This window comes from Geodermatophilus sp. SYSU D01036 (genome assembly GCF_054050435.1).
Genome location: NZ_JBJGZJ010000044.1, coordinates 1 through 19,796, shown reverse-complemented (window position 1 = coordinate 19,796; position 19,796 = coordinate 1). Strand labels below are relative to the sequence as shown.

Here is a 19,796-nt window from a genome sequence, read left to right as displayed (position 1 = left end):
CCGCCACCGATCCCGGTGGCGGGGCCCTTCTGCATTCCCGAACAAGGATCGGGTGCCGACGTGGCGACACCGTCGGCACTTCCGTCCTGACGAAACCGGGGCCGTGTGCGTTCGTCGGAGGCCGCCCGACCCCAGGGGACGATGCGGCGGAGGCCCGCTAACGACAGCGCCATGGCGATCACCTCGAGGGCCGCCGGCACGAGGACCGCCAGGGCCAGCATCGACTGCTCGGTCAGCCAGGTGCCGACGTCGCCCCAGGCGTGCTGCCACGAGACGAGGATGGCTAGCCCGCCGAAGAGCAGGATCCCGCCGACCACCAGGCTCCACAGTCCGAGCTGCCCCCACCGCTTCATCACGACGCCGAGGAAGTCGGCGGCGAGCATCGGTGCACTGGAGACGACGACCTGCAGCGCCCAGTTGTCGACGTCGAGTTCGCCGGGCGCCCTGAAGCTCAGCCGGATGCCCCAGCCGCCGGTGGCGTCCTCGATGGCGACCAGGGCCGCGAGGACCACGCCGTACGCGAGGGCGGAGACGACCGCGACGAGGGCGGTGCCCGGTAGAAGGTGCGCCTGCGGAGGCTCATCCCCATGGCGAAGGGCAGCAGCGCTCGTCGAACAGGGTGAGCGGCGCCCGCGGGGCCAGGTCGATGGTGATGCCGACGGCGGAGACCATGCCGCGGGAGAGCTTCTCGACCAGCCGGCGGGGCGGCAGGCCGAAGGCGGCCACCAACGACCGCGCCGGGTCCTCGTCCCAGGTCGGGAAGAGGGAGGCGGCCGCGCTCAGGGCGTCGCGCACCCGGAAGTCGTCCGGGTAGCGCTGGCTCTCCTCGAGGAAGCAGACCTGCTGCAGGACGGCGTCGTCCTCGTGGGGGTCGGCACCCAGCACCCGCACGCTGCCGCGGGTGGGCACGCGGTGCCCGGTGAGCAGCTGCACGAGCGCGGTCTTGCCGGCGCCGTTGCGGCCGAGCAGGCCGGTGATGCCGTCGGTGGCGAAGCCGGTGGTGACGCCGTCGAGCGCGGTGTGCTCCCGGTACCGCATCGTCACGTCGCTGAGCGTGGCGGCGGCGTCGCCCATCGCTCGTCCTCCCAGCGGTCGATCATGGTGGCCAGCTCGCGGGCGCCCGTGGCGACGAACATCCCGACTCCTCGTCTCTCGTAGAGGACCCCGTCGGCCACCAGCTGGTCCAGGCCCTTGGCCGCGGTGGCGGGGTTGATGCGGTGGAAGGCGCTGAGCTCGTCGGACGAGGGGGCCTGGCTCTCCTCGGCGAGGGAGCCGTCGACGACCGCGTTCCCGATCTGCGCGGCGACCTGCCGGGAGATCGGGTCGGCGTCCTCGTTCACCGGAGGCGCCGGCCGCTGCCAGGGACCGGCTCGTCCGCGGCGTCAACCCCGGCTACGGTCGCGCCCGTGGACGACGTCGTCAGGCCCTTCAGGGTCGACGTGCCGCCGGACGCGGTGGCGGACCTGCGCCGCCGGCTCCGGGCCACCCGCTGGCCGGACCCGCCGACGGCGGACGGATGGGCGCAGGGCGTCCCGGTGGACGTGCTGCAGGAGGTCTGCCGGTACTGGGCCGAGGAGTACGACTGGCCGGCCCGGCAGGCGCGGATCAACGCGTTCCCGCAGGTGGTCACGGAGATCGACGGGCTGCCGGTGCACGCCCTGCACGTCCGCTCGCCGCACCCGGACGCGCTGCCGCTGGTCCTCACCCACGGGTGGCCCGGCTCGGTCGTCGAGTTCCTCGAGGTGATCGGCCCGCTCACCGACCCCGAGGACCCGCGCGACGCCTTCACCGTCGTCGTCCCGTCGCTGCCGGGCTACGGGTGGAGCGGGAAGCCGACGGCACCCGGCTGGGGGCCGGCGCGGACCGCCGACGCCTGGGCGGAGCTGATGCGCCGGCTCGGGTACGAGCGCTTCGGCGCCCAGGGCGGGGACATCGGGTCCTTCGTGTCGGCCAACCTGGGGGCGCGGCACCCCGACCGGGTGGTCGGCGTGCACCTGAACATGGTGGTGACCGTCCCGCCGGAGGGGCGGACGGACCTCGACGAGCGCGAGCAGCGGGCGCTGGACCGCATGCGGGCCTTCCGCGACGACGGCTCGGCCTACAGCCACCAGCACCGCACCCGGCCCCAGACGCTCGGCTACGGCCTCACCGACTCCCCGGCCGGCCAGTGCGCGTGGATCCTCGAGAAGTTCCACGCCTGGACCGACACCGGCGGCGACCCGGTCGGCGCACTCGGCGTCGACCGACTGCTCGACGACGTCTCGGTCTACTGGTTCACCGGCACGGCGACGTCGTCGGCGCGGATGTACTGGGAGATGGCCCGGGCGCCGGGGGAGCGGACGCCGCGGGTCGACGTCCCCAGCGGCGTGTCGATGTTCCCCGGGGAGATCTTCGTGCCGCCCCGGGCGTGGGCGGAGCGGCAGCTGACCGACCTGCGGGCGTGGCGCGAGCACGCCAGCGGCGGGCACTTCGCGGCGATGGAGCGCCCGGCGGAGCTGGTGGCCGACGTCCGGGAGTTCTTCCGCCCGCTCAGGTAACCGCCGCGACACACGGGGCAACTAGCGTCCGGGCTCCGCCGACCCCGGAGGACCCCGCGTGCACCTCTCCCCGCACGAGCAGGAGCGCCTGCTGCTCTCCTACGCCGCCGACCTCGCCCGCCGACGGCGCGCGCGGGGGCTGCGGCTGAACCTCCCGGAGGCGACGGCGGTCGTCACCGACCACGTGCTGGAGGGCGCCCGCGACGGCGTCCTGGTCGCCGAGCTCGTGCAGTCGGGCCGCACGGTCCTCACCCGCGACGACGTCATGGACGGCGTCCCCGAGCTGCTGGAGGAGGTGCAGGTGGAGGCCACCTTCCCGGACGGGACCAAGCTCGTGACCGTCCACCAGCCGATCCCGTGACCCCCGGCGAGGTGGTCCCCGCGGAGGGGACGATCGAGACGCTGCCCGGCGCCCCGCGGATCGAGCTCGAGGTGACCAACACCGGCGACCGGCCGGTGCAGGTGGGCTCGCACTACCACTTCGCGCAGACCAACCGGGTGCTGCGGTTCGACCGGGCCGCCGCGCACGGCCACCGGCTCGACGTCGCCGCCGGCACCGCCGTCCGCTTCGAGCCCGGCATCACCCGCACCGTGACGCTGGTGCCGCTGGCCGGCGCGCGCGTCGTCCCCGGCCTGACCCGAGAGGGAGGGCTCGGCTGATGGTGCAGCTGTCCCGCGAGCGCTACGCCCAGCTGTACGGGCCGACCACCGGCGACCGGATCCGGCTGGCCGACACCGACCTGATCGTCGAGGTCGAGGAGGACCGCTGCGGCGGGCCGGGCCGGGCCGGCGAGGAGGCGGTGTTCGGCGGCGGCAAGGTGATCCGCGAGTCGATGGGCCAGGGCCGCGCCACCCGCGCCGAGGGCGCACCCGACCTGGTCATCACCGGTGCCGTCGTGCTGGACCACTGGGGGGTCGTCAAGGCCGACGTCGGCGTCCGTGACGGGCGCATCGTCGCGCTGGGCAAGGCCGGCAACCCCGACACGATGGACGGCGTCCACCCGGACCTGGTGATCGGCCCCGGCACCGAGGTGATGGCCGGCAACGGGCGGATCCTCACCGCCGGCGGCATCGACTGCCACGTCCACTTCATCTGCCCGCAGGTCGTCCCGACGGCGCTGGGCTCGGGCGTCACGACGCTCATCGGGGGCGGCACCGGCCCGGCGGAGGGCTCGAAGGCCACCACGATCACCCCGGGCGACTGGTACCTGGCCCGGATGCTCGAGGCGATGGACCCGTGGCCGGTGAACGTCGCGCTGCTGGGCAAGGGCAACACCGTCTCGCAGGAGTCGATGGAGGAGCAGCTCCGCGGTGGGGCGAGCGGCTTCAAGCTGCACGAGGACTGGGGCTCGACGCCCGCGGCGATCGACGCCTGCCTCACCGTCGCCGGCCGGCACGGCGTCCCGGTGGCGCTGCACTCGGACACGCTCAACGAGGCCGGGTTCGTCGAGGACACCCTCGCCGCGATCGCCGGCCGGTCGATCCACGCGTACCACACCGAGGGGGCCGGGGGCGGTCACGCGCCGGACATCATCACCGTGGCCGGGCACCCGAACGTGCTGCCGAGCAGCACCAACCCGACCCGGCCGCACACGGTGAACACCCTCGACGAGCACCTCGACATGCTCGTGGTCTGCCACCACCTGGACTCCTCCGTGCCGGAGGACCTCGCCTTCGCCGAGAGCCGGATCCGGCCGACGACGATCGCCGCCGAGGACCTGCTGCACGACCTCGGCGCCATCTCGATGATCGGCTCCGACGCGCAGGCGATGGGCCGCGTGGGCGAGGTGGTCCTGCGCACCTGGCAGACCGCGCACGTGATGAAGCGCAAGCGCGGCTCGCTGGCCGGTGACGGCGCCGCGGACAACCTGCGGGCCCGCCGGTACGTCGCGAAGTACACGATCTGCCCCGCGGTGGCGCACGGCATCGACGGCGAGGTGGGCTCGGTCGAGCCGGGCAAGCTCGCCGACCTGGTGCTGTGGGACCCACGCTTCTTCGGCGTCCGCCCGCACGCGGTGCTCAAGGGCGGGGTCATCGCCTGGGCGCAGATGGGCGACGCCAACGCCTCCATCCCGACGCCGCAGCCGCAGCTGCCCCGGCCGATGTTCGGCGCCTACGGCCGCGTCCCCGCGCGGACGTCGCTGCACTTCGTCGCGCCGGCCGCGTTCGAGGCGGGGCTGGGGGACCGGCTGGCGGTCGACCGGCGGCTGGCCGCGGTCACCGACACCACCCGGCTCACCAAGGCCGACATGCCGGAGAACACCGCGCTGCCGGAGATCCGCGTCGACCCGGACACCTTCACGGTGACCGTCGACGGCGAGGTGTGGGAGCCCGAGCCGGTGCGCGAGCTGCCGATGGCGCAGCGGTACTTCCTCTTCTGATGACGGCGGCGCTGCTGACGCTGGCGGACTCGCGGCTCCCCGCCGGCGGGCACACGCACTCCGGCGGGGTGGAGCAGGCGGTCGCGGCCGGGCTGGTGCACGACCCGGCGTCGCTGGCGGCCTTCCTGCTGCGCCGGCTGGCGACGGCGGGTGCCGTGGCGGCCGGCCTGGCGTCCGCGGCGTGCCGGGCCGGGGACCTCGCGGTCCTCGACGCCGAGGCCGACGCGCGGACGCCGTCGCCGGCGCTGCGGGCGGCCTCCCGGCAGCAGGGCCGCGGGCTGGTGCGGGTCGGCCGCCGCGCCTGGCCGTCGCCGGTGTGGGACGCGCTGCCGGCCGCGCCGCACCACCCGGTCGCGCTCGGGGTCGCCGCGGCCGCGGGCGGGCTCACCGCCCGGGACGCCGCCGCGGCCGCCGCGTACCTGTCGGTCAGCGGCCCGGCGACGGCGGCCCAGCGGCTGCTCGCCATGGACCCGCTCACCGTCGCCGCCGTCACCGCCCGGCTGGCCCCCGAGGTCGACGCCGTCGCCACCACCGCCGGGGAGAGTGGCAGAAATGGCCATTTCTGCCACCTGCCCGCCGATGCCGACCCGCTCCTCGACCTGCTGGCCGAGGTGCACGCCACGAGAGGGGACCGCTTCTTTGCCTCCTGACCACGACCTCCAGGACTACGTCGACGCGGAGGTCCCGCACCGGCACGGCGGGCCGCTGCGCGTCGGGCTCGGCGGCCCGGTCGGCTCGGGGAAGACCGCGCTGGCCGCGGCGCTGTGCCGCACGCTGGGTGCCGAGTACGACCTGGCCGTCGTCACCAACGACATCTACACGACCGAGGACGCGGACTTCCTGCGCCGCAACGCCGTCCTCCCCGACGACCGGATCGAGGCGGTGCAGACCGGCTGCTGCCCGCACACCGCCATCCGCGACGACATCACCGCCAACCTCGACGCCGTCGAGCTGCTCGAGGCGCGCCACCCCGCCCTGGAGCTGGTGTTCGTCGAGTCCGGCGGGGACAACCTGACGGCGAGCTTCAGCTACGGGCTGGTCGACGTGCAGGTGTTCGTCGTCGACGTCGCCGGCGGGGACAAGGTGCCGCGCAAGGGCGGGCCCGGGGTCACCGCGAGCGACCTGCTGGTGGTGAACAAGACCGACCTCGCGCCGCTGGTGGGCGCCGACCTCGACGTCATGCGGCGCGACTCCGCGGTGGTGCGCGGGGACAAGCCGACGCTGCTCATCTCGCTGCGCGAGGACCCGGCCGCCACCGAGGTGGCCGAGTGGGTGCGCGCGCAGGTGCGGGCCCGCCGGCTGCAGCAGGCGTGAGGACGCGGGTCGAGGTCGTCGCGCGGCGGGGGCCCGGCGGGCGCACCGTGCTGCCGGTGGTCCGCGCGAGCGGGCAGCTGGCGGTGCGCCGGACCGGTCCGTCCGCCGTCCACCTCGTGGCGACGGCGTTCGGCCCGCTCGGCGGCGACGACGCCGAGATCCGGCTGGTGGTCGAGGAGGGCGCCGCGCTGGCGGTGCGCTCGGTGGCCGCGGCCGTCGCGCTGCCCGCCCGCGACGGCGACCGGCCCTCGGCGCAGCACGTCGTCGCCGAGGTGGCCGGGGAACTCGACCTGCGGATGGAGCCGACCGTCGTCGCCCGGGGCGCGCACCACCGGGCCGGGCTGACGGCGACGCTCGCGCCGGGCGCCGTCCTGACCGCCACCGAGCAGGTGCTGCTCGGCCGCACCGGGGAGGAACCCGGCCGGTGGACCGGCACCACGCGGGTGGTCGTCGACGGGCGGCCGCTGGTGCACACGACCGTCGGCCTGGGGCCGGGGGCGCCGGCCTGGCTGCCGCCGGTCGCGCCGCGCGCCTACGCCTCCACGGTGCACGTGGGGCAGGCTGCCGGGGTGCTGACCGCCGAGGACGCCGTCCGCCTGCCGCTGGAGAACGGGTGGCTGGCCACCGCCTGGGGGACCGAGCTGCACACCGTGGTGCGCGCGGTGGAGGCGGTGGCGTGAGCCTCGTCGTCCGGGCGCGGCGGGTGGTGCTGCCGGGCGGCGAGCGCGCCGCCGCGGTGCACACCGAGGGCGGTGTGGTCACCGCGGTCACCGGCTTCGACGACGCCCCGGCCGGCGCGGTCACCCTCACCGACGACGAGGTGCTGCTGCCCGGCCTGGTCGACAGCCACGTGCACGTCAACGAGCCCGGCCGCACCGAGTGGGAGGGCTTCGCCACCGCCACCCGCGCCGCGGCCGCCGGCGGCATCACCACGATCGTGGACATGCCGCTGAACTCCGTGCCGGCGACCACCACGCTCGAGGCGCTGCGCCTCAAGCGGGAGGTCGCGGCCGGGCGGGTCGCCGTCGACGTGGCGTTCTGGGGCGGCGCGGTGCCCGGCAACCTCGCGGAGCTGCGGCCGATGCACGAGGCCGGCGTCGTCGGGTTCAAGTGCTTCCTGCTCGACTCCGGCGTCCCGGAGTTCCCGCCCCTGGACGACGCCGGGCTGCGCGCCGCGCTGGCCGAGCTGGCGTCGTTCGACGGGCTGCTGATCGCGCACGCCGAGGACGAGCAGGTGATCGAGGCGGCGCCCGAGCCCGCCGGGGCCAGCTACGCGGCGTTCCTCGCCTCCCGCCCGCCCGCGGCCGAGGAGACCGCGATCGGGCGGCTGGTCGCGGCCACCCGGGACACCGGCGCGCGCAGCCACGTCGTCCACCTGGCCGACGGCGACGCGCTGCCGCTGCTGCGCGCCGCCCGGGCGTCCGGCGTGCGGGTCACCGTGGAGACCTGCCCGCACTACCTGACCTTCGCCGCCGAGGACGTGCCCGACGGCGACACCGCGTACAAGTGCTGCCCCCCGATCCGCGAGGCGGCGCACCGGGAGGCGCTGTGGGGGGCGCTCACGGCCGGCGACGTCGACCCACCTGTGATCGACATGGTGGTGAGCGACCACTCGCCGTGCACGCCGGAGCTCAAGCGGCTCGACGTCGGCGACTTCGGGCTGGCGTGGGGCGGCATCGCGGGGCTGCAGGTGGCGCTGCCGGCGGTGTGGACCGGCGCGCGGGCCCGCGGGGTGCCGCTGACGTGGGTGGTCGAGTGGATGGCGGCGGCGCCGGCGCGGCTGGCCGGGCTGCCGGGCAAGGGTGCGATCGCCGTCGGGAGGGACGCGGACCTGGTGGCCTTCGCGCCCGACGAGCGGTTCACCGTGGGCCGGCTCGAGCACCGCAACCCGGTCACGCCCTACGCGGGGCGCGAGTTCACCGGCGTCGTCCGGCGGACCTGGCTGCGCGGGCGGGAGGCCGACGGCAGCCCCCTCGGCCGGCTGCTGGGCCGAGGGGACCGCTGATCACGACTGCTGTTCGCCTTCTTCCCGGGCGGCGTCGTCCATGATCTGCGGGTCGTCGGTGGAGCCGCCGGCGGGGTCGGCGTTGCCCAGCGCGGTCTCGGCGGGCATCTGCTCGACGTGCTCGCGGGCGCGCTCGCGCAGGTCGTCGGTGGGTTCGGACACGGGTCCTCCTCGGATCTCTCGCGGACCCCGGCCCTCTACCCCGCCCGTGCCACAGTGACCCGCGACCGCCGCCGACGAGGAGACCCATGAGCGACCCGTTCGACCTGCCCGACCTCGCCGTCCGCACGCAGGGCGGCGCCGTGGTGGCCGCCAACGACGAGTTCTTCGCCGGCAAGGAGAACCTGGTCCTGCCCGGGCCGGCGCGGGCGCGTGACGACTTCGGCGCCCGCGGCAAGGAGTACGACGGCTGGGAGACCCGCCGGCGCCGGGAGCCCGGGCACGACTGGGCGGTCGTGCGGCTCGGCATGCCGGGCGTGGTGCACGCCGTCGTCGTCGACACCGCGTTCTTCCTCGGCAACTACCCGCCGCGGGCCTCGCTGGAGGGCGCGTCCGTCGAGGGTCACCCGCCCGCGTCCGCGCTGGCCGGCGCCGACTGGGTGCCCCTGCTGCCGCTGTCGGACCTGGCCGGGGGCACCGCGAACCGCTTCGCCGTCGACCCGGGGCCGCGGGTGACGCACGTGCGGCTGTCCATCCACCCCGACGGCGGCGTGGCGCGGCTGCGGGTGCACGGCGAGGTCGTGCCCGACCCGCGGCTGCTCGACGCCGGCCCGTGCGACCTGGCCGCGCTGGAGAACGGCGGGCGGGTCACCGGGGTGAGCAACGCCTTCTACGGCAGCCCGCACCAGCTCATCGGCTGCGGCGAGGCCCGCTCGATGGGCGAGGGCTGGGAGAACGCCCGCCGCCGCGACGACGGCAACGACTGGGTCGAGGTGGCGCTGGCCTGCGAGGGCACGGTGACCCTCGCCGAGCTCGACACCTCGTGGTTCCTCGGCAACGCGCCCGGGGCGGCGTCGCTGACCGGCCGGACGGCGGACGGCGTCGAGGTCGAGCTGCTGCCCCGCACGCCGCTGCAGCCCGACACGCGGCACCGGTTCGTCCTGCCCGGCGACGCCGCGGTGACCGCGGTGCGGATGGACGTCTTCCCCGACGGCGGCATGGCCCGCCTGCGGCTCTGGGGCCGCCCCACCGACGCCGGCCGCGCCGCCCTGCAGCGGCGGTGGGAGGCGACCGCCATGGGCTGAGCGGCAGAAATGGCCATTTCTGCCGCCGACGACGGGTAGGGCCGGTCCGTGGCGACGATCGCGATCACCGGCTCCACCGACGGCATCGGCCGGGCGGCCGCACGGCGGCTGCTGGGCGGCGGGCACACCGTCGTCCTGCACGCGCGCAGCGAGGCCCGCGGCGCCCCGGTCGCCGAGGAGCTCGGCCGGCTCGGGGACGTCCGGCTGGTCACCGGCGACCTGGCCGACCTGGAGCAGGTCCGCGCGCTCGACGGGCAGCTCGGGGAGGTGGACGCGCTGGTGCACAACGCCGGCGTCTGGCCGCCGGACGGGGCGCCGGCGAGCGCGCAGGGCCACGAGCTCGCGTTCGCCGTCAACGCGCTGGCCCCGCACCTGCTCACCGCCCTGGCGCACGAGCGGGTGCGCGGGCGGCTGGTCTTCCTCGGCAGCGGCATGGTCGGCTCGGGCCGCGTCGACCCCGGCGACCTCGGCGGCGCGCGCGAGCCGGCGCGCGCCTACGCAGACTCCAAGGCACTCGACGTCGTCCTGGCCCTGGGCTGGGCCCGCCGCCTGCCGCACCTGCGGGTGGGCGCGGTCGACCCGGGCTGGGTGCGCACCAAGCTGGCCTCCCCGGGCGCGCCCGGGGACGTCGAGGACGGCGGCGCGCGGGTGGCGCACGCCGCGGCCGGCGACTGGCCCGGCGGCTACACCGCCGGCCGCCGCCCGGCGCGCACGCCCCGCGCCCTCGAGGACCCGGCCCTGCAGGACCGCGTGCTGGCCGCGATGGACCGCCTCGCCGGGGGCACCGCGTAGGGCGGCAGAAATGGCCATTCCTGCCGCGGGGTCACGTCCCGGTGACGTGCTCGGGGCGGACGGGGACGCGGGTCAGCGGCAGGCCGGTCGCCTGGCGGATCGCGGCGAGCACCGCGGGCCCGGAGGAGATGTTCGGTGCCTCGCCGACGCCGCGCAGGCCGTAGGGCGCGTGCGGGTCGGCGTACTCCAGCACCTCGATGCGCATCGGCGGCATGTCCAGCACGGTCGGGATGAGGTAGTCGGTGAACGACGGGTTCTGCACCCGGCCGTCGCGGACCAGGATCTCCTCCATCACCGCGAGCCCGAGCCCCTGCGCCGTGCCGCCCTGGATCTGCCCGACGACGGCCTGCGGGTTGATCGCCTTGCCGACGTCCTGCGTGCAGGCCATCTCCACGACCTTCACCAGCCCGAGCTCGGTGTCGACGTCGACCACGGCCCGGTGCGCGGAGAAGGCGTACTGCACGTGCGCGAAGCCCTGGCCGGTCTCCGGGTCGATCGCCTCGGTGGGCCGGTGCCGCCACTCGACGGTCTCCTCGACCGCCGCGTCGCCGAGCACGTCGGCCAGCGGCAGCGCCACGCCCTCGAGGTCGGACACCACCTTCCCGCCGTCCAGCCGCAGGTCGGCCACCGGCCGGCCGAGGGCGGACCGCGCGAGCTCCAGCACCCGGCCGCGGACCGCCTCGCACGCGGCCTTCACCGCGCCGCCGGTGACGTAGGTCTGCCGGGACGCCGAGCTGGACCCGGCCGACCCGACGCCGGTGTCCTTCGGGTGGAGCACGACGGCGTCCACGCCGAGCTCGGTGCGGGCGATCTGCTGCTCGACGGTGACCAGGCCCTGGCCGACCTCGGCGGCCGCGGTGTGCACGGTCGCGACCGCCTCGCCGCCGAGCACCTCCAGCCGCACCCGCGCGGTCGAGTAGTCGTCGAAGCCCTCGGAGAAGGCCACGTTCTTGTAGGCGACGGCGTACCCGACGCCGCGGCGCACGCCCTCGCCGTGGGTGGTGTTGGAGACCCCGCCGGGCATGTGCCGCAGGTCGACGTCGTCGCCGGTGGCGGGCGCCGGCGGCAGCGGCATCGCCTCCAGCCGGCGCAGCAGCTCTGCGACCGGCGCGGGGCTGTCGACGACCTGGCCGGTGGGCGTCTCCGAGCCCTGCTCCATCGCGTTGCGGCAGCGCAGCTCGACCGGGTCCATGCCGAGCTCGGCGGCGAGGGCGTCCATCTGCGCCTCGTAGGCGAAGGCGGTCTGCACCGACCCGAACCCGCGCATGGCGCCGCACGGCGGGTTGTTGGTGTACGCGCCGTAGCAGTCGACGTGCACGTTCGGGACGACGTAGGGGCCGATGCCCATCGTGCCGCCGTTGCCCACGACCGCCGGCGTGCTGGAGGCGTAGGCGCCGCCGTCGAAGTAGATCTCCGCCTTCACGTAGACCAGGTCGCCGTCGTGGGTGGCGCCGTGCTCGTAGCGCATCGTCGCCGGGTGGCGGTGCACGTGCCCGAAGAAGGACTCCTCGCGGTTGTAGGACATCTTCACCGGCCGGCCGGTGTGCAGCGCGAGCAGGCAGGCGTGCACGTGCATGGACAGGTCCTCGCGGCCGCCGAACGCGCCGCCGACGCCGGCGAGGGTCAGCCGCACCTTCTCGGGCGGCATGCCCAGCGCCGCGCAGACCTGCCGCTGGTCCACGTGCAGCCACTGGGTGGCCACGTACAGGTCGACGCCGCCGTCCTCGCCCGGGACCGCCAGCCCGGACTCCGGGCCGAGGAAGGCCTGGTCCTGCATGCCGACCTCGTACTCGCCGACCACGACGACGTCCGCGGTGGGCGCCGGATCGCCCCTGCGCACCTTGAGGTGGCGCACCAGGTTGCCGTGCGGGTGCAGGTGGGCGCCCTCCCGGCTGAGCTCGGTGACCTCGGCCGGCGCGTCGTGCACCTGGTTCCACGTGGGGTGGCCCAGCGCCCGCCGCGCGTCGGTGACCGGCTCCCAGACGTCGTAGTCGACGACGATCCGCGCCGCGGCCCGGCGCGCGGTGTCGGGGTGGTCGGCGGCGACCAGCGCCACCGGCTCGCCCTGGTAGCGGACGACGTCGAGGGCGAGCACCGGCTGGTCGGCGAGCTCGAGGCCGTAGACCTTCTCGCCGGGGACGTCGTCGGAGGTCAGGACGGCGTGCACGCCGGGGACGGCCAGCGCCGGGCCGACGTCGATCGCGCGGATGCGGGCGTAGGGGTGCGGGCTGCGCAGCGTGACGCCCCACAGCATGTCGTCGGTCCACAGGTCGCTGCCGTAGGCGAACTCGCCGCGGACCTTGAGGACGCCGTCGGGGCGCTGCGCGTCGGTGCCGACCCCGCCGCCGGGGCCGGTCAGGTGCGAGGGGGCGCCGCTCGGGGCGCGGGTGGGGGTGCTCATCGCGCGTCACCTGCCATGCGGTCGGCCGCGAGCCGGACGGCGTCCAGGATCTTCTCGTAGCCGGTGCAGCGGCAGAGGTTCCCGGCCAGCGCCTCGCGGATCTCGGCGTCGGCGGGCGTGCGGCCCTCGTCCCGCGCGCGGCGGACCAGGTCGTCGGTGGCCACCAGCAGCCCGGGCGTGCAGAAGCCGCACTGGACGGCGCCGGCCTCGAGGAACGCCTCCTGGACCGGGTGCAGCCCGCCGGCGGGGGCGAGCCCCTCGACGGTGCCGACCTCGCGGCCCTGCGCCTGCCCGGCGGCGACCAGGCAGGCGCACACCGGCAGCCCGTCGAGGTAGACGGTGCACGAGCCGCACTCGCCCTGCTCGCAGGCGTTCTTCGAGCCGGGCAGCCCCATCCGCTCGCGCAGGACGTACAGCAGGCTCTCGCCCTCCCACACGTCGTCCACCTGCTGCTCGGTGCCGTTGACGGTGCAGGTCAGGCGCACGTCGGGTCCCCCTTCCGGTAGTCGGCCCAGGCCCAGGTCAGCGTGCGCCGGGCCATGACCGAGAGTGCGTGGACGCGGTAGCGGGCGGTGCCGCGGACGTCGTCGATGGGCGCCGCCGCCCCGGCCACCAGCTCACCGAACCGGGCGGCGGTGGCCGGCGGCAGCTCGGCCCGGGACTCCCACAGCCCGTCGAGCTCCCCGGCGAGGAACTCCTCGGCGGCGGGGGCGCGGCGCGGGGTGGGGGCGGCCGACCCGATGCCGGTGCCGACGGCGCGGCGGTCGGGGTGCAGCGCCAGCCCGAACGCGGCGACGGCGATGACCATCGCGTTGCGCGTGCCGATCTTGCTGTACTGCTGCGGGCCGGTGGGCGGGGTGATCCGCACGGCGGCGATCAGCTCGTCGTCGGCCAGCGCGGAGCGCTTGACGCCGGTGTAGAACTCGGCGACCGGGATCCGGCGGGTGCCGCGGACCGACGCCACCTCGACCTCGGCGCCGGCGGCCAGCAGCGCGGGGTGCGCGTCGCCGGCCGGGGAGGCGGTGGCCAGGTTGCCGCCGACGGTCCCGCGGTTGCGGATCTGCGGCGAGCCGATGGTGCGGGCGGCCATCGCCAGCCCGGGCAGCCGGTCGCCGAGCTCGGTGATCACCCGGGCGTAGGGGACGCCGGCGCCCAGCCGCACCGCGCCGTCGTCGGGCTCCCAGGCCTGCAGTTCGGCGACCCGGGTGAGGTCGAGCAGCAGCGACGGGCGGAGCCGGCCGAAGTTGATCGCGACCATGACGTCGGTGCCCCCGGCGATGGGCACGGCGTCGCGGTGGGCGGCCCTCGCCTCCAGCGCCTCCGCCCACGTCGTGGGCTGCAGGAACTCCATCGCCACTCCTCGTCGGTGTCCCGGGGGACGGCCACGGTAGTCCCGGTTCGTTCCGGCCGGGTTGCGCGACGGCACGTGGCGACTCGCCGTGTTCACACGCGGTCGGCAGGATGCCGCGGGTGGAGACGACCGCCGACCTGGTGCCCCCTGCCGACCTGCTCGTCCACGACGCCGACCTGGTGGCCACCGTCGACGACGGGCGGCGGGAGATCGCCGGCGGCTGGGTCGCCGTGACCGGCGGGGTGGTGAGCGGCGTCGGCGGGCCCGGGGACCCGCGGCCGGCGGCGGCCCGCACGGTGGACGCGCGCGGCTGCCTGGTGACGCCCGGGCTGGTCAACACCCACCACCACCTGTACCAGAACCTCACCCGGTCCTTCGCCCCCGCGCTGACCGGCGGCCTGTTCGAGTGGCTGGTCACGCTCTACCCGCTGTGGGCGCGGCTGGACGAGGAGGCGGCGTACGTGTCGGCCTACGTCGGGCTCACCGAGCTCGCGCTGGCCGGCTGCACCACCTCGACCGACCACCTCTACGTGCACCCGCGCGGCGGCGGCGACCTGATCGGCGCCGAGGTGCGCGCGGCGCGGGACCTGGGGATGCGGTCGCACTTCACCCGCGGGTCGATGTCGCTGTCGGTGAAGGACGGCGGGCTGCCGCCGGACTCCGTCGTCCAGGACGACGACGAGATCCTCGCCGAGTCGCAGCGCCTGGTGGACGCCCACCACGACCGCTCCCCGCACGCGCTGACCCGCGTCGCGCTGGCGCCGTGCTCGCCGTTCAGCGTGTCGACGTCGCTGATGACGCGGACGGCGGAGCTGGCCGAGCGGCTGGACGTCCGGCTGCACACCCACCTCGCCGAGACGCAGGACGAGGACGCGTTCTGCCTGGAGCGCTTCGGCCGCCGCCCGGTCGACTACCTGGCCGACGTCGGCTGGATGACCGACCGGGTGTGGCTGGCGCACGTCGTGTGGCCCTCGGCCGGCGAGGTGACCCGGCTCGGCGCCGCGCGGGTCGGGGCGGCGCACTGCCCGTCGTCGAACATGGTCCTGGGCAGCGGGCTGTCGCCGGTGGCCGAGCTGCGGGCGGCCGGGGCGCCGGTGGGGCTGGGCGTGGACGGCTCGGCGTCGGCGGACGCGGCGTCGCTGTGGCTGGAGGCCCGGACGGCGATGCTGCAGGGCAAGCTGCGGCACGGCGCCGGCTCCTTCGGCGCCCGCGACGCGCTGGAGATCGCCACCCGCGGCGGCGCGGCCTGCCTCGGGCGCACCGGCGAGATCGGCGAGCTGTCGGTGGGCGCGTGCGGCGACCTCGCCGTCTGGCCGCTCACCGGGCCGGCGTTCGCGGGGGCGCTGAGCGACCCGGTGGAGGCGTGGCTGCGCTGCGGGCCGGTGGCCGCGCGGCACGTCGTCGTCGGCGGGCGGTTCGTGGTGGAGGACGGCGTGCCGGTCCACCCGGGCCTCGACGAGCAGCTCGCCGTCCACCGCCGGGTGAGCGAGCGCGTGCAGCAGAAGGACCCCGCTGCCCCCCACCGCTCGCACGCTCGCGGCGGGCCCCTGCAGCGGGGCCGCTAGAGCGCCGTGGCGAGGGTCTCGAGGTCGTCGAGGGTGCCGTCGACGTGCGGCGACACCCGCAGCACCCAGCCGGTCAGCTCCGCCGGCGCGCGGCCGGGCTCGATCGCCGTGGTCACGATGCCGTGCTCGGTGAGCAGCCGCGCCCGGGTGGCGACGACGTCGACGCCGTCCGGCGGGCGCAGCGTGGTGGTCACGGTGGGCTCGTCGAGCGGCTCCACCACGGCCCAGCCGCCGGCGCCGTCGAGGACCTGCCGCGCCGCCCGGCCCAGCGCGGCCAGCCGCTCGTGCACCCGGTGCGGGCCCGCGGCCAGGTGCTCCCCGACGGCGAGCACCAGCCCGACCCGGCCGGCCACGTGCGCCTCGCCGCTCTCCAGCGCCCGCAGCGGCGGGAGGTCGGCCGGGGCGGGCAGCGCGGGGACCAGCTCCGCGGCGACCGCCGGCCGCGCGCACAGGAGGCCGACCCCGCGCGGGCCGGCCAGCCACTTGCGCGAGGTCGAGTAGACGACGTCGGCGCCGAGGTCGACGTCGACGTGCCCGAGCGACTGGGCGGCGTCCAGCACCAGCGGCACGCCGTGCGCCCGGCACAGCGCCGCGACCTCGGCGGCCGGCTGGACGACGCCGCGGTGGCTGGCCACGTGCGTGAGGTGCACGAACCGCGGCGGGCCGGCGGTCAGCGACCGCTCGAGCGCGGCGACGTCCACCCGCCCGTCGCCGTCGACGGCCATCGGCTCGAGCACCAGCCCCGCGGCGCGCAGCAGGGCGGCGTTCGGCGCGTACTCCCCGGGCGTGCAGGCCACCCGCGTCCCGGCCGGCAGCCGCCAGGCGGCCAGCAGCGCGGTCAGCGCGGCCTGCGCGGACTCGACGAAGACGACGTCGGCGGCGGCCATGCCGACCAGCCCGCCGATGACGCTGCGGCCCTGCTGCAGCAGGTCGCCGGCGGTCGCCTCGGCCACGTAGCCGCCGAGCTCCGCCTCGTGCCGGGCGTGGTGGGCGACCGCCTCGAGCACCCGGTTGCTCTGCCGGCTGCACGCCGCGGAGTCCAGGTGCCGCCCCGCCGGGCGGGGGCGGGCGGTGCGCCAGGAGTCGGCCAGGTCGTCGTGGGGCAGCAGCAGGTGGAGCGCGGTCACCCCCAGACGCTAGGACAGCTGCCCGCGGACGATGGAGACCCCGGAGTGGGCCGGGTCGCCGTCGAGCGGCTCCACCGAGACGTCGACGACCGGGTACTCGGCCAGGTCCAGGCCCGCGGGCAGCTCGAACTCCTCGGTGCCGGCGCGGACGACGCCGAGCGGGACCAGCCCGGACACCGACTCGGTGAGCAGCCACGCCTCGTAGTAGCCATCCTCGGGCGCGCCGGCGGCGAGCTCCACCTGCAGCACCCGGGTGCCGTCGGCGCGCTCGACCACCTCGGCGCGGCCGGAGGCGTCGCTGCCCTCCAGCGGGTCGAGCACGGTCGCGGCGACCGGCACGCCGGCGTCGTCCCGGCCGCCGAGCGCGACCGCCCCGGCGCCGATGGCCAGCCCGGCCACCAGCGCCGCCGCGGCGGCGAGCGCCAGCCGCGACCGGCGGGGCCGCAGCGGCACGACCGGCGCGACGGGCGCGTCGGGTTCGTCCGGCTCCTGGGGCACCGGCGGGGCCCCGGGGACCGGCGGCGCCACCGGGACGACGTCGGGCACCGGGCCGGCCGGGGGCGCCGACGCCGCGACGACGCCCGGGCGCGGCACCACGCCCACGCCGGTGGCCGCGGCGATCCCCGCCCACAGCGAGGGCGGCGGCGCGACCGGCGGGCCGGGCACGGCGAGCTCCGGCACGGCCAGCGCATCGACGGCCCGGCGCAGCCGCGCCACCTCGGCGCCGCAGGCCGCGCAGCCGGCCAGGTGCGCGGCGTCGACGTCGGGGAGCGGCTCGCCGAGCGCGGCCAGCGCGAGGTCCTCAGGCGTGCAGTGCGGCACCGTCCACCTCCAACCGGTCGCGCAGGCGCTCGAGGGTGCGCCGGATGTGGCTCTTGACCGTCCCCAGCGGCAGGCCGGTGCGCTCGGCGATCTGCGCGTGCGTGAGGTCGGCGAAGAAGGCGAGCTCGATGATGCCGCGCTGCGGCTGGCCCAGGCGGTCCAGCTCGCCGAGCAGCAGCACCCGGTCGGCGACCGTGCTGTCCACCGGGGCCTGTCCGCCGGGCGGCGCGGCCTGCGCCTCGGCCAGCGCTGCCTCGGCGGCGCGCCGCTGCCGGTCCCGCCGCGCCCACGTGTCGGCGATCTTGTGGCGGCAGATGCCGACCAGCCAGCCCGGCAGCGCGCCCTGGTCGGCGCGGTAGCCGGCCCGGCCGGTCCAGGCGGAGACGAAGGTCTGCTGGGTGACGTCCTCGGCGTCGGGCCCGGGGCCGAACGCGCGGACCGCCATGCCGTGCACCTGCGCCGCCCACCGCTCGTAGGCCCAGGCCAGCGCCTGCTCCTCACCCGCGGCGAAGCGCCGGGCGACCTCGGCGTCGTCCGGCTCGGCCGCGCCCGAGGGCGACGGCTCCGCCTGGGTGTTCACCGCACCGACCCTAGGGCCCGTCCGGCCGGTCCGGGGCTCAAGGAGCCCGGTCACGGGATCGGCTCCGCCACCACGACGACGTTGTCGCGGTAGCCGCCGACGTCGGGGAGGAACGGTCCGCCGCAGGTGACCAGCGTCAGCCGCGGCGGCCCCTCGCGCGTGAAGAGCAGGTCCACCGGCAGCGCCTGCTTGTCCAGCAGGTCCCGCGCGACCACCCGCCACCGCGTCGTCGCGCCGGCGGCGTCGGTGACGAGCACCTCCTGCCCCGGCTCGGCCGAGCGCAGCGGGGCGAGCGCGCCCAGGCCCTGCTCGGCGTCGTCGACGTGGCCGGCGAGGACCGCGGAGCCGGGCGCCCCGGGGGCCGGGCCGAACCGGTACCAGCCGGCCCGGGCGACGTCGTCCGGCAGCGCCATCCGCCCGTCGGCGGCGACCCCGGCCGGGTCCACCGGCGCCTCGACGCCGAGCGCGGGCACCTGCAGCCGGACGGGCGGGACGACGGCGGGTGCCGGCGCCGGGGCGGCGTCGCGGACGACCGGCCCCGGCGCCGGAGGGGGAGCGGCCGGTGTGCCGAGCACCTGCTCGACCGGCGCGCCCGCCGCCGCCGGGGGCCGGGTCAGCTCCCACGCGGTGGGCACGCCCACGGCGAGGGCCAGGCCCAGGGCCACGCCGGCGGCGGCGGGTCGCACGTCAGGCCCGGGTGGTGGCCAGCCGGCGGGCCGCCACGCCGGCACCTGCCAGGCCGAGGGCGGACAGGCCGAGCAGCGGCAGCGGCAGGCCGTCGTCGTCGGCCAGCCCGGCGCTCCCGCCGGGGACCCCGGACGGCGCCGAGTGCCCGCCGCCGATCGTCTGGACGGCGAGCTCGAAGCCGGCGTCCTGCGAGCCCCACGCGTAGACCACCGTCGTGGCGCCCTCGGTCACCGCGAGGTCGGCCGGGCCGAGCGCGACGGTGGAGGTCCCGGCCAGGACGACGTCGGCGCCGACCGTGCCGGCCGGCACCTCGAGCGACGCCTCGTCCGGGTTGGCGAGGCCCGGCGCGACCACCTGGCCGCCGGCGCGGACGTCGACCGCCGGGGCGGCCGCGACGTGCCGGACCACCACGCGGCCCTGGCCCGCGGGGACCGCGGAGGTGTCGTTGACGAACGGGGTGAGCGCCGGCTGGCCCTCCGCGGTCAGGTGCGCGACCACGGTGGCGTTCGCGCCGGCGGGCACCGCGACGCCGTTCGCCGAGAGCAGCGGCGTGCCCGAGCCGTCGGCGGCGTCGGCGGGGAACAGCGCCAGGTCGTAGGAGCCGGCCGGCAGCGACAGCGGGTCGGTGAGCGTGCCGGGCTGGAAGTCGTCGATCAGCCGCTCGCCGTTGGCGTACACGTCGACCGGGGTGTCCGGGACGGCGTGCAGCACGGAGACGGTGGCGGTGTCGGCCGCTGCGGCCGGCGTGGCGCCCAGCGCGACGAGCGCGCCGGCTCCGGCGACGGTGGCGAGGCCGAGGGTGCGGGTCCGGGTCACGGGGTCCTCCGGGGTCGGGGGTGCTGACACCTCCTCTTCCGGCGCACCCGCAGGTCCGGATGCAGGTCCCGGGGGGGGGGGGGGGGGGGGGGGGGGGGGGGGGGGGCGGGGGGGGGGGGGGGGGGGGGGGGGGGGGGGGGGGGGGGGGGGGTGTGGGGGCGGGTCCGGCCGGGG

23 protein-coding genes are annotated in these 19,796 nt (G+C 76.9%); 11 read left to right on the top strand and 12 right to left on the bottom strand.

From position 1 onward, the window contains the following. From ACI8AR_RS23305 to ACI8AR_RS23295, 3 genes are all read right to left on the bottom strand, one after another. A partial coding sequence (locus ACI8AR_RS23305; protein WP_457053110.1) for a hypothetical protein occupies window positions 1–512 on the bottom strand: 512 nt, incomplete at its 3' end. 67 nt (window positions 513–579) lie between these two features. Then, complete coding sequence (locus tag ACI8AR_RS23300) at window positions 580–1,074, bottom strand: ATP-binding cassette domain-containing protein (protein WP_457053109.1); 495 nt, start codon at window positions 1,072–1,074, stop codon at window positions 580–582. Continuing rightward, window positions 1,041–1,340 (bottom strand): GntR family transcriptional regulator, encoded by a 300-nt coding sequence (locus ACI8AR_RS23295; protein ID WP_457053108.1) that lies wholly within the window; start codon window positions 1,338–1,340, stop codon window positions 1,041–1,043. The genes ACI8AR_RS23300 and ACI8AR_RS23295 overlap by 34 nt, the downstream gene beginning before the upstream one ends. A gap of 66 nt (window positions 1,341–1,406) precedes the next feature. Here ACI8AR_RS23295 and ACI8AR_RS23290 point away from each other — a divergent pair, with 66 nt between their 5' ends. The 8 genes from ACI8AR_RS23290 to allB are packed head-to-tail and all read left to right on the top strand — an operon-like array spanning window position 1,407 to window position 8,237. Then, a complete protein-coding gene (locus ACI8AR_RS23290) occupies window positions 1,407–2,537 on the top strand; it encodes an epoxide hydrolase family protein (protein WP_457053107.1) in 1,131 nt (376 codons plus the stop codon). A 58-nt stretch (window positions 2,538–2,595) separates the two neighbouring features. Next, window positions 2,596–2,898, top strand: coding sequence for an urease subunit gamma (locus ACI8AR_RS23285; protein WP_457053106.1), 303 nt, complete (start codon window positions 2,596–2,598; stop codon window positions 2,896–2,898). After that, the gene (locus ACI8AR_RS23280; RefSeq protein WP_457053105.1) at window positions 2,895–3,197 is read left to right on the top strand and encodes an urease subunit beta; all 303 of its coding nucleotides are present in this window, start codon (window positions 2,895–2,897) and stop codon (window positions 3,195–3,197) included. Before ACI8AR_RS23285 ends, ACI8AR_RS23280 begins: the two co-directional genes overlap by 4 nt. Next, on the top strand, window positions 3,197–4,918 hold the full coding sequence (locus ACI8AR_RS23275) for an urease subunit alpha (RefSeq protein ID WP_457053104.1): 1,722 nt from the start codon (window positions 3,197–3,199) through the stop codon (window positions 4,916–4,918). Before ACI8AR_RS23280 ends, ACI8AR_RS23275 begins: the two co-directional genes overlap by 1 nt. After that, complete coding sequence (locus tag ACI8AR_RS23270; RefSeq protein WP_457053103.1) at window positions 4,918–5,568, top strand: urease accessory protein UreF; 651 nt, start codon at window positions 4,918–4,920, stop codon at window positions 5,566–5,568. Before ACI8AR_RS23275 ends, ACI8AR_RS23270 begins: the two co-directional genes overlap by 1 nt. Continuing rightward, window positions 5,558–6,232, top strand: a complete 675-nt coding sequence (ureG, locus tag ACI8AR_RS23265) for an urease accessory protein UreG (RefSeq protein ID WP_457053102.1) — start codon at window positions 5,558–5,560, stop codon at window positions 6,230–6,232. The genes ACI8AR_RS23270 and ureG overlap by 11 nt, the downstream gene beginning before the upstream one ends. Then, on the top strand, window positions 6,229–6,912 hold the full coding sequence (locus ACI8AR_RS23260; RefSeq protein ID WP_457053101.1) for an urease accessory protein UreD: 684 nt from the start codon (window positions 6,229–6,231) through the stop codon (window positions 6,910–6,912). The genes ureG and ACI8AR_RS23260 overlap by 4 nt, the downstream gene beginning before the upstream one ends. Then, window positions 6,909–8,237 carry an allantoinase AllB gene (gene allB / locus ACI8AR_RS23255; protein ID WP_457053100.1) on the top strand — a complete coding sequence of 443 codons (1,329 nt, stop codon included), beginning with the start codon at window positions 6,909–6,911 and terminating at the stop codon, window positions 8,235–8,237. Before ACI8AR_RS23260 ends, allB begins: the two co-directional genes overlap by 4 nt. Here allB and ACI8AR_RS23250 read toward each other — a convergent pair whose 3' ends face one another. After that, on the bottom strand, window positions 8,238–8,399 hold the full coding sequence (locus ACI8AR_RS23250) for a hypothetical protein (protein ID WP_457053099.1): 162 nt from the start codon (window positions 8,397–8,399) through the stop codon (window positions 8,238–8,240). It lies immediately after the preceding gene. 86 nt (window positions 8,400–8,485) lie between these two features. Between ACI8AR_RS23250 and alc the strand changes: the two genes are divergently transcribed. Continuing rightward, entirely contained in the window at window positions 8,486–9,481 is a 996-nt protein-coding gene (gene alc, locus ACI8AR_RS23245) for an allantoicase (RefSeq protein WP_457053098.1), read from the top strand. 48 nt (window positions 9,482–9,529) lie between these two features. Continuing rightward, the gene (locus ACI8AR_RS23240; RefSeq protein WP_457053097.1) at window positions 9,530–10,273 is read left to right on the top strand and encodes an SDR family NAD(P)-dependent oxidoreductase; all 744 of its coding nucleotides are present in this window, start codon (window positions 9,530–9,532) and stop codon (window positions 10,271–10,273) included. A gap of 31 nt (window positions 10,274–10,304) precedes the next feature. Here ACI8AR_RS23240 and pucD read toward each other — a convergent pair whose 3' ends face one another. From pucD to ACI8AR_RS23225, 3 genes are read right to left on the bottom strand one after another with little or no spacing between them, the layout of a single operon-like run. Further along, window positions 10,305–12,674, bottom strand: a complete 2,370-nt coding sequence (gene pucD, locus ACI8AR_RS23235) for a xanthine dehydrogenase subunit D (RefSeq protein ID WP_457053096.1) — start codon at window positions 12,672–12,674, stop codon at window positions 10,305–10,307. Next, window positions 12,671–13,159, bottom strand: a complete 489-nt coding sequence (locus tag ACI8AR_RS23230; RefSeq protein ID WP_456937968.1) for a (2Fe-2S)-binding protein — start codon at window positions 13,157–13,159, stop codon at window positions 12,671–12,673. Before ACI8AR_RS23230 ends, pucD begins: the two co-directional genes overlap by 4 nt. Next, entirely contained in the window at window positions 13,150–14,025 is an 876-nt protein-coding gene (locus ACI8AR_RS23225; RefSeq protein ID WP_457053095.1) for an FAD binding domain-containing protein, read from the bottom strand. The genes ACI8AR_RS23230 and ACI8AR_RS23225 overlap by 10 nt, the downstream gene beginning before the upstream one ends. Before the next feature lie 119 nt (window positions 14,026–14,144). Between ACI8AR_RS23225 and ACI8AR_RS23220 the strand changes: the two genes are divergently transcribed. Beyond that, window positions 14,145–15,590 (top strand): 8-oxoguanine deaminase, encoded by a 1,446-nt coding sequence (locus tag ACI8AR_RS23220; protein WP_457053094.1) that lies wholly within the window; start codon window positions 14,145–14,147, stop codon window positions 15,588–15,590. Here ACI8AR_RS23220 and egtE read toward each other — a convergent pair. The 5 genes from egtE to ACI8AR_RS23195 are packed head-to-tail and all read right to left on the bottom strand — an operon-like array spanning window position 15,587 to window position 19,622. Then, window positions 15,587–16,717 (bottom strand): ergothioneine biosynthesis PLP-dependent enzyme EgtE, encoded by a 1,131-nt coding sequence (gene egtE, locus ACI8AR_RS23215; RefSeq protein WP_457053093.1) that lies wholly within the window; start codon window positions 16,715–16,717, stop codon window positions 15,587–15,589. The two genes, ACI8AR_RS23220 and egtE, sit on opposite strands and share 4 nt — an antisense overlap. Before the next feature lie 9 nt (window positions 16,718–16,726). Continuing rightward, window positions 16,727–17,539, bottom strand: a complete 813-nt coding sequence (locus ACI8AR_RS23210) for an anti-sigma factor (RefSeq protein ID WP_457053092.1) — start codon at window positions 17,537–17,539, stop codon at window positions 16,727–16,729. Then, window positions 17,520–18,119, bottom strand: coding sequence for an RNA polymerase sigma factor (locus ACI8AR_RS23205; RefSeq protein ID WP_456937973.1), 600 nt, complete (start codon window positions 18,117–18,119; stop codon window positions 17,520–17,522). The genes ACI8AR_RS23210 and ACI8AR_RS23205 overlap by 20 nt, the downstream gene beginning before the upstream one ends. Before the next feature lie 50 nt (window positions 18,120–18,169). Further along, window positions 18,170–18,805, bottom strand: a complete 636-nt coding sequence (locus ACI8AR_RS23200) for a class F sortase (protein ID WP_457053091.1) — start codon at window positions 18,803–18,805, stop codon at window positions 18,170–18,172. Window position 18,806: 1 nt separating this feature from the next. After that, window positions 18,807–19,622 carry a DUF4397 domain-containing protein gene (locus tag ACI8AR_RS23195; protein ID WP_457053090.1) on the bottom strand — a complete coding sequence of 272 codons (816 nt, stop codon included), beginning with the start codon at window positions 19,620–19,622 and terminating at the stop codon, window positions 18,807–18,809. Between the last annotated feature and the right edge of the window lie 174 nt (window positions 19,623–19,796).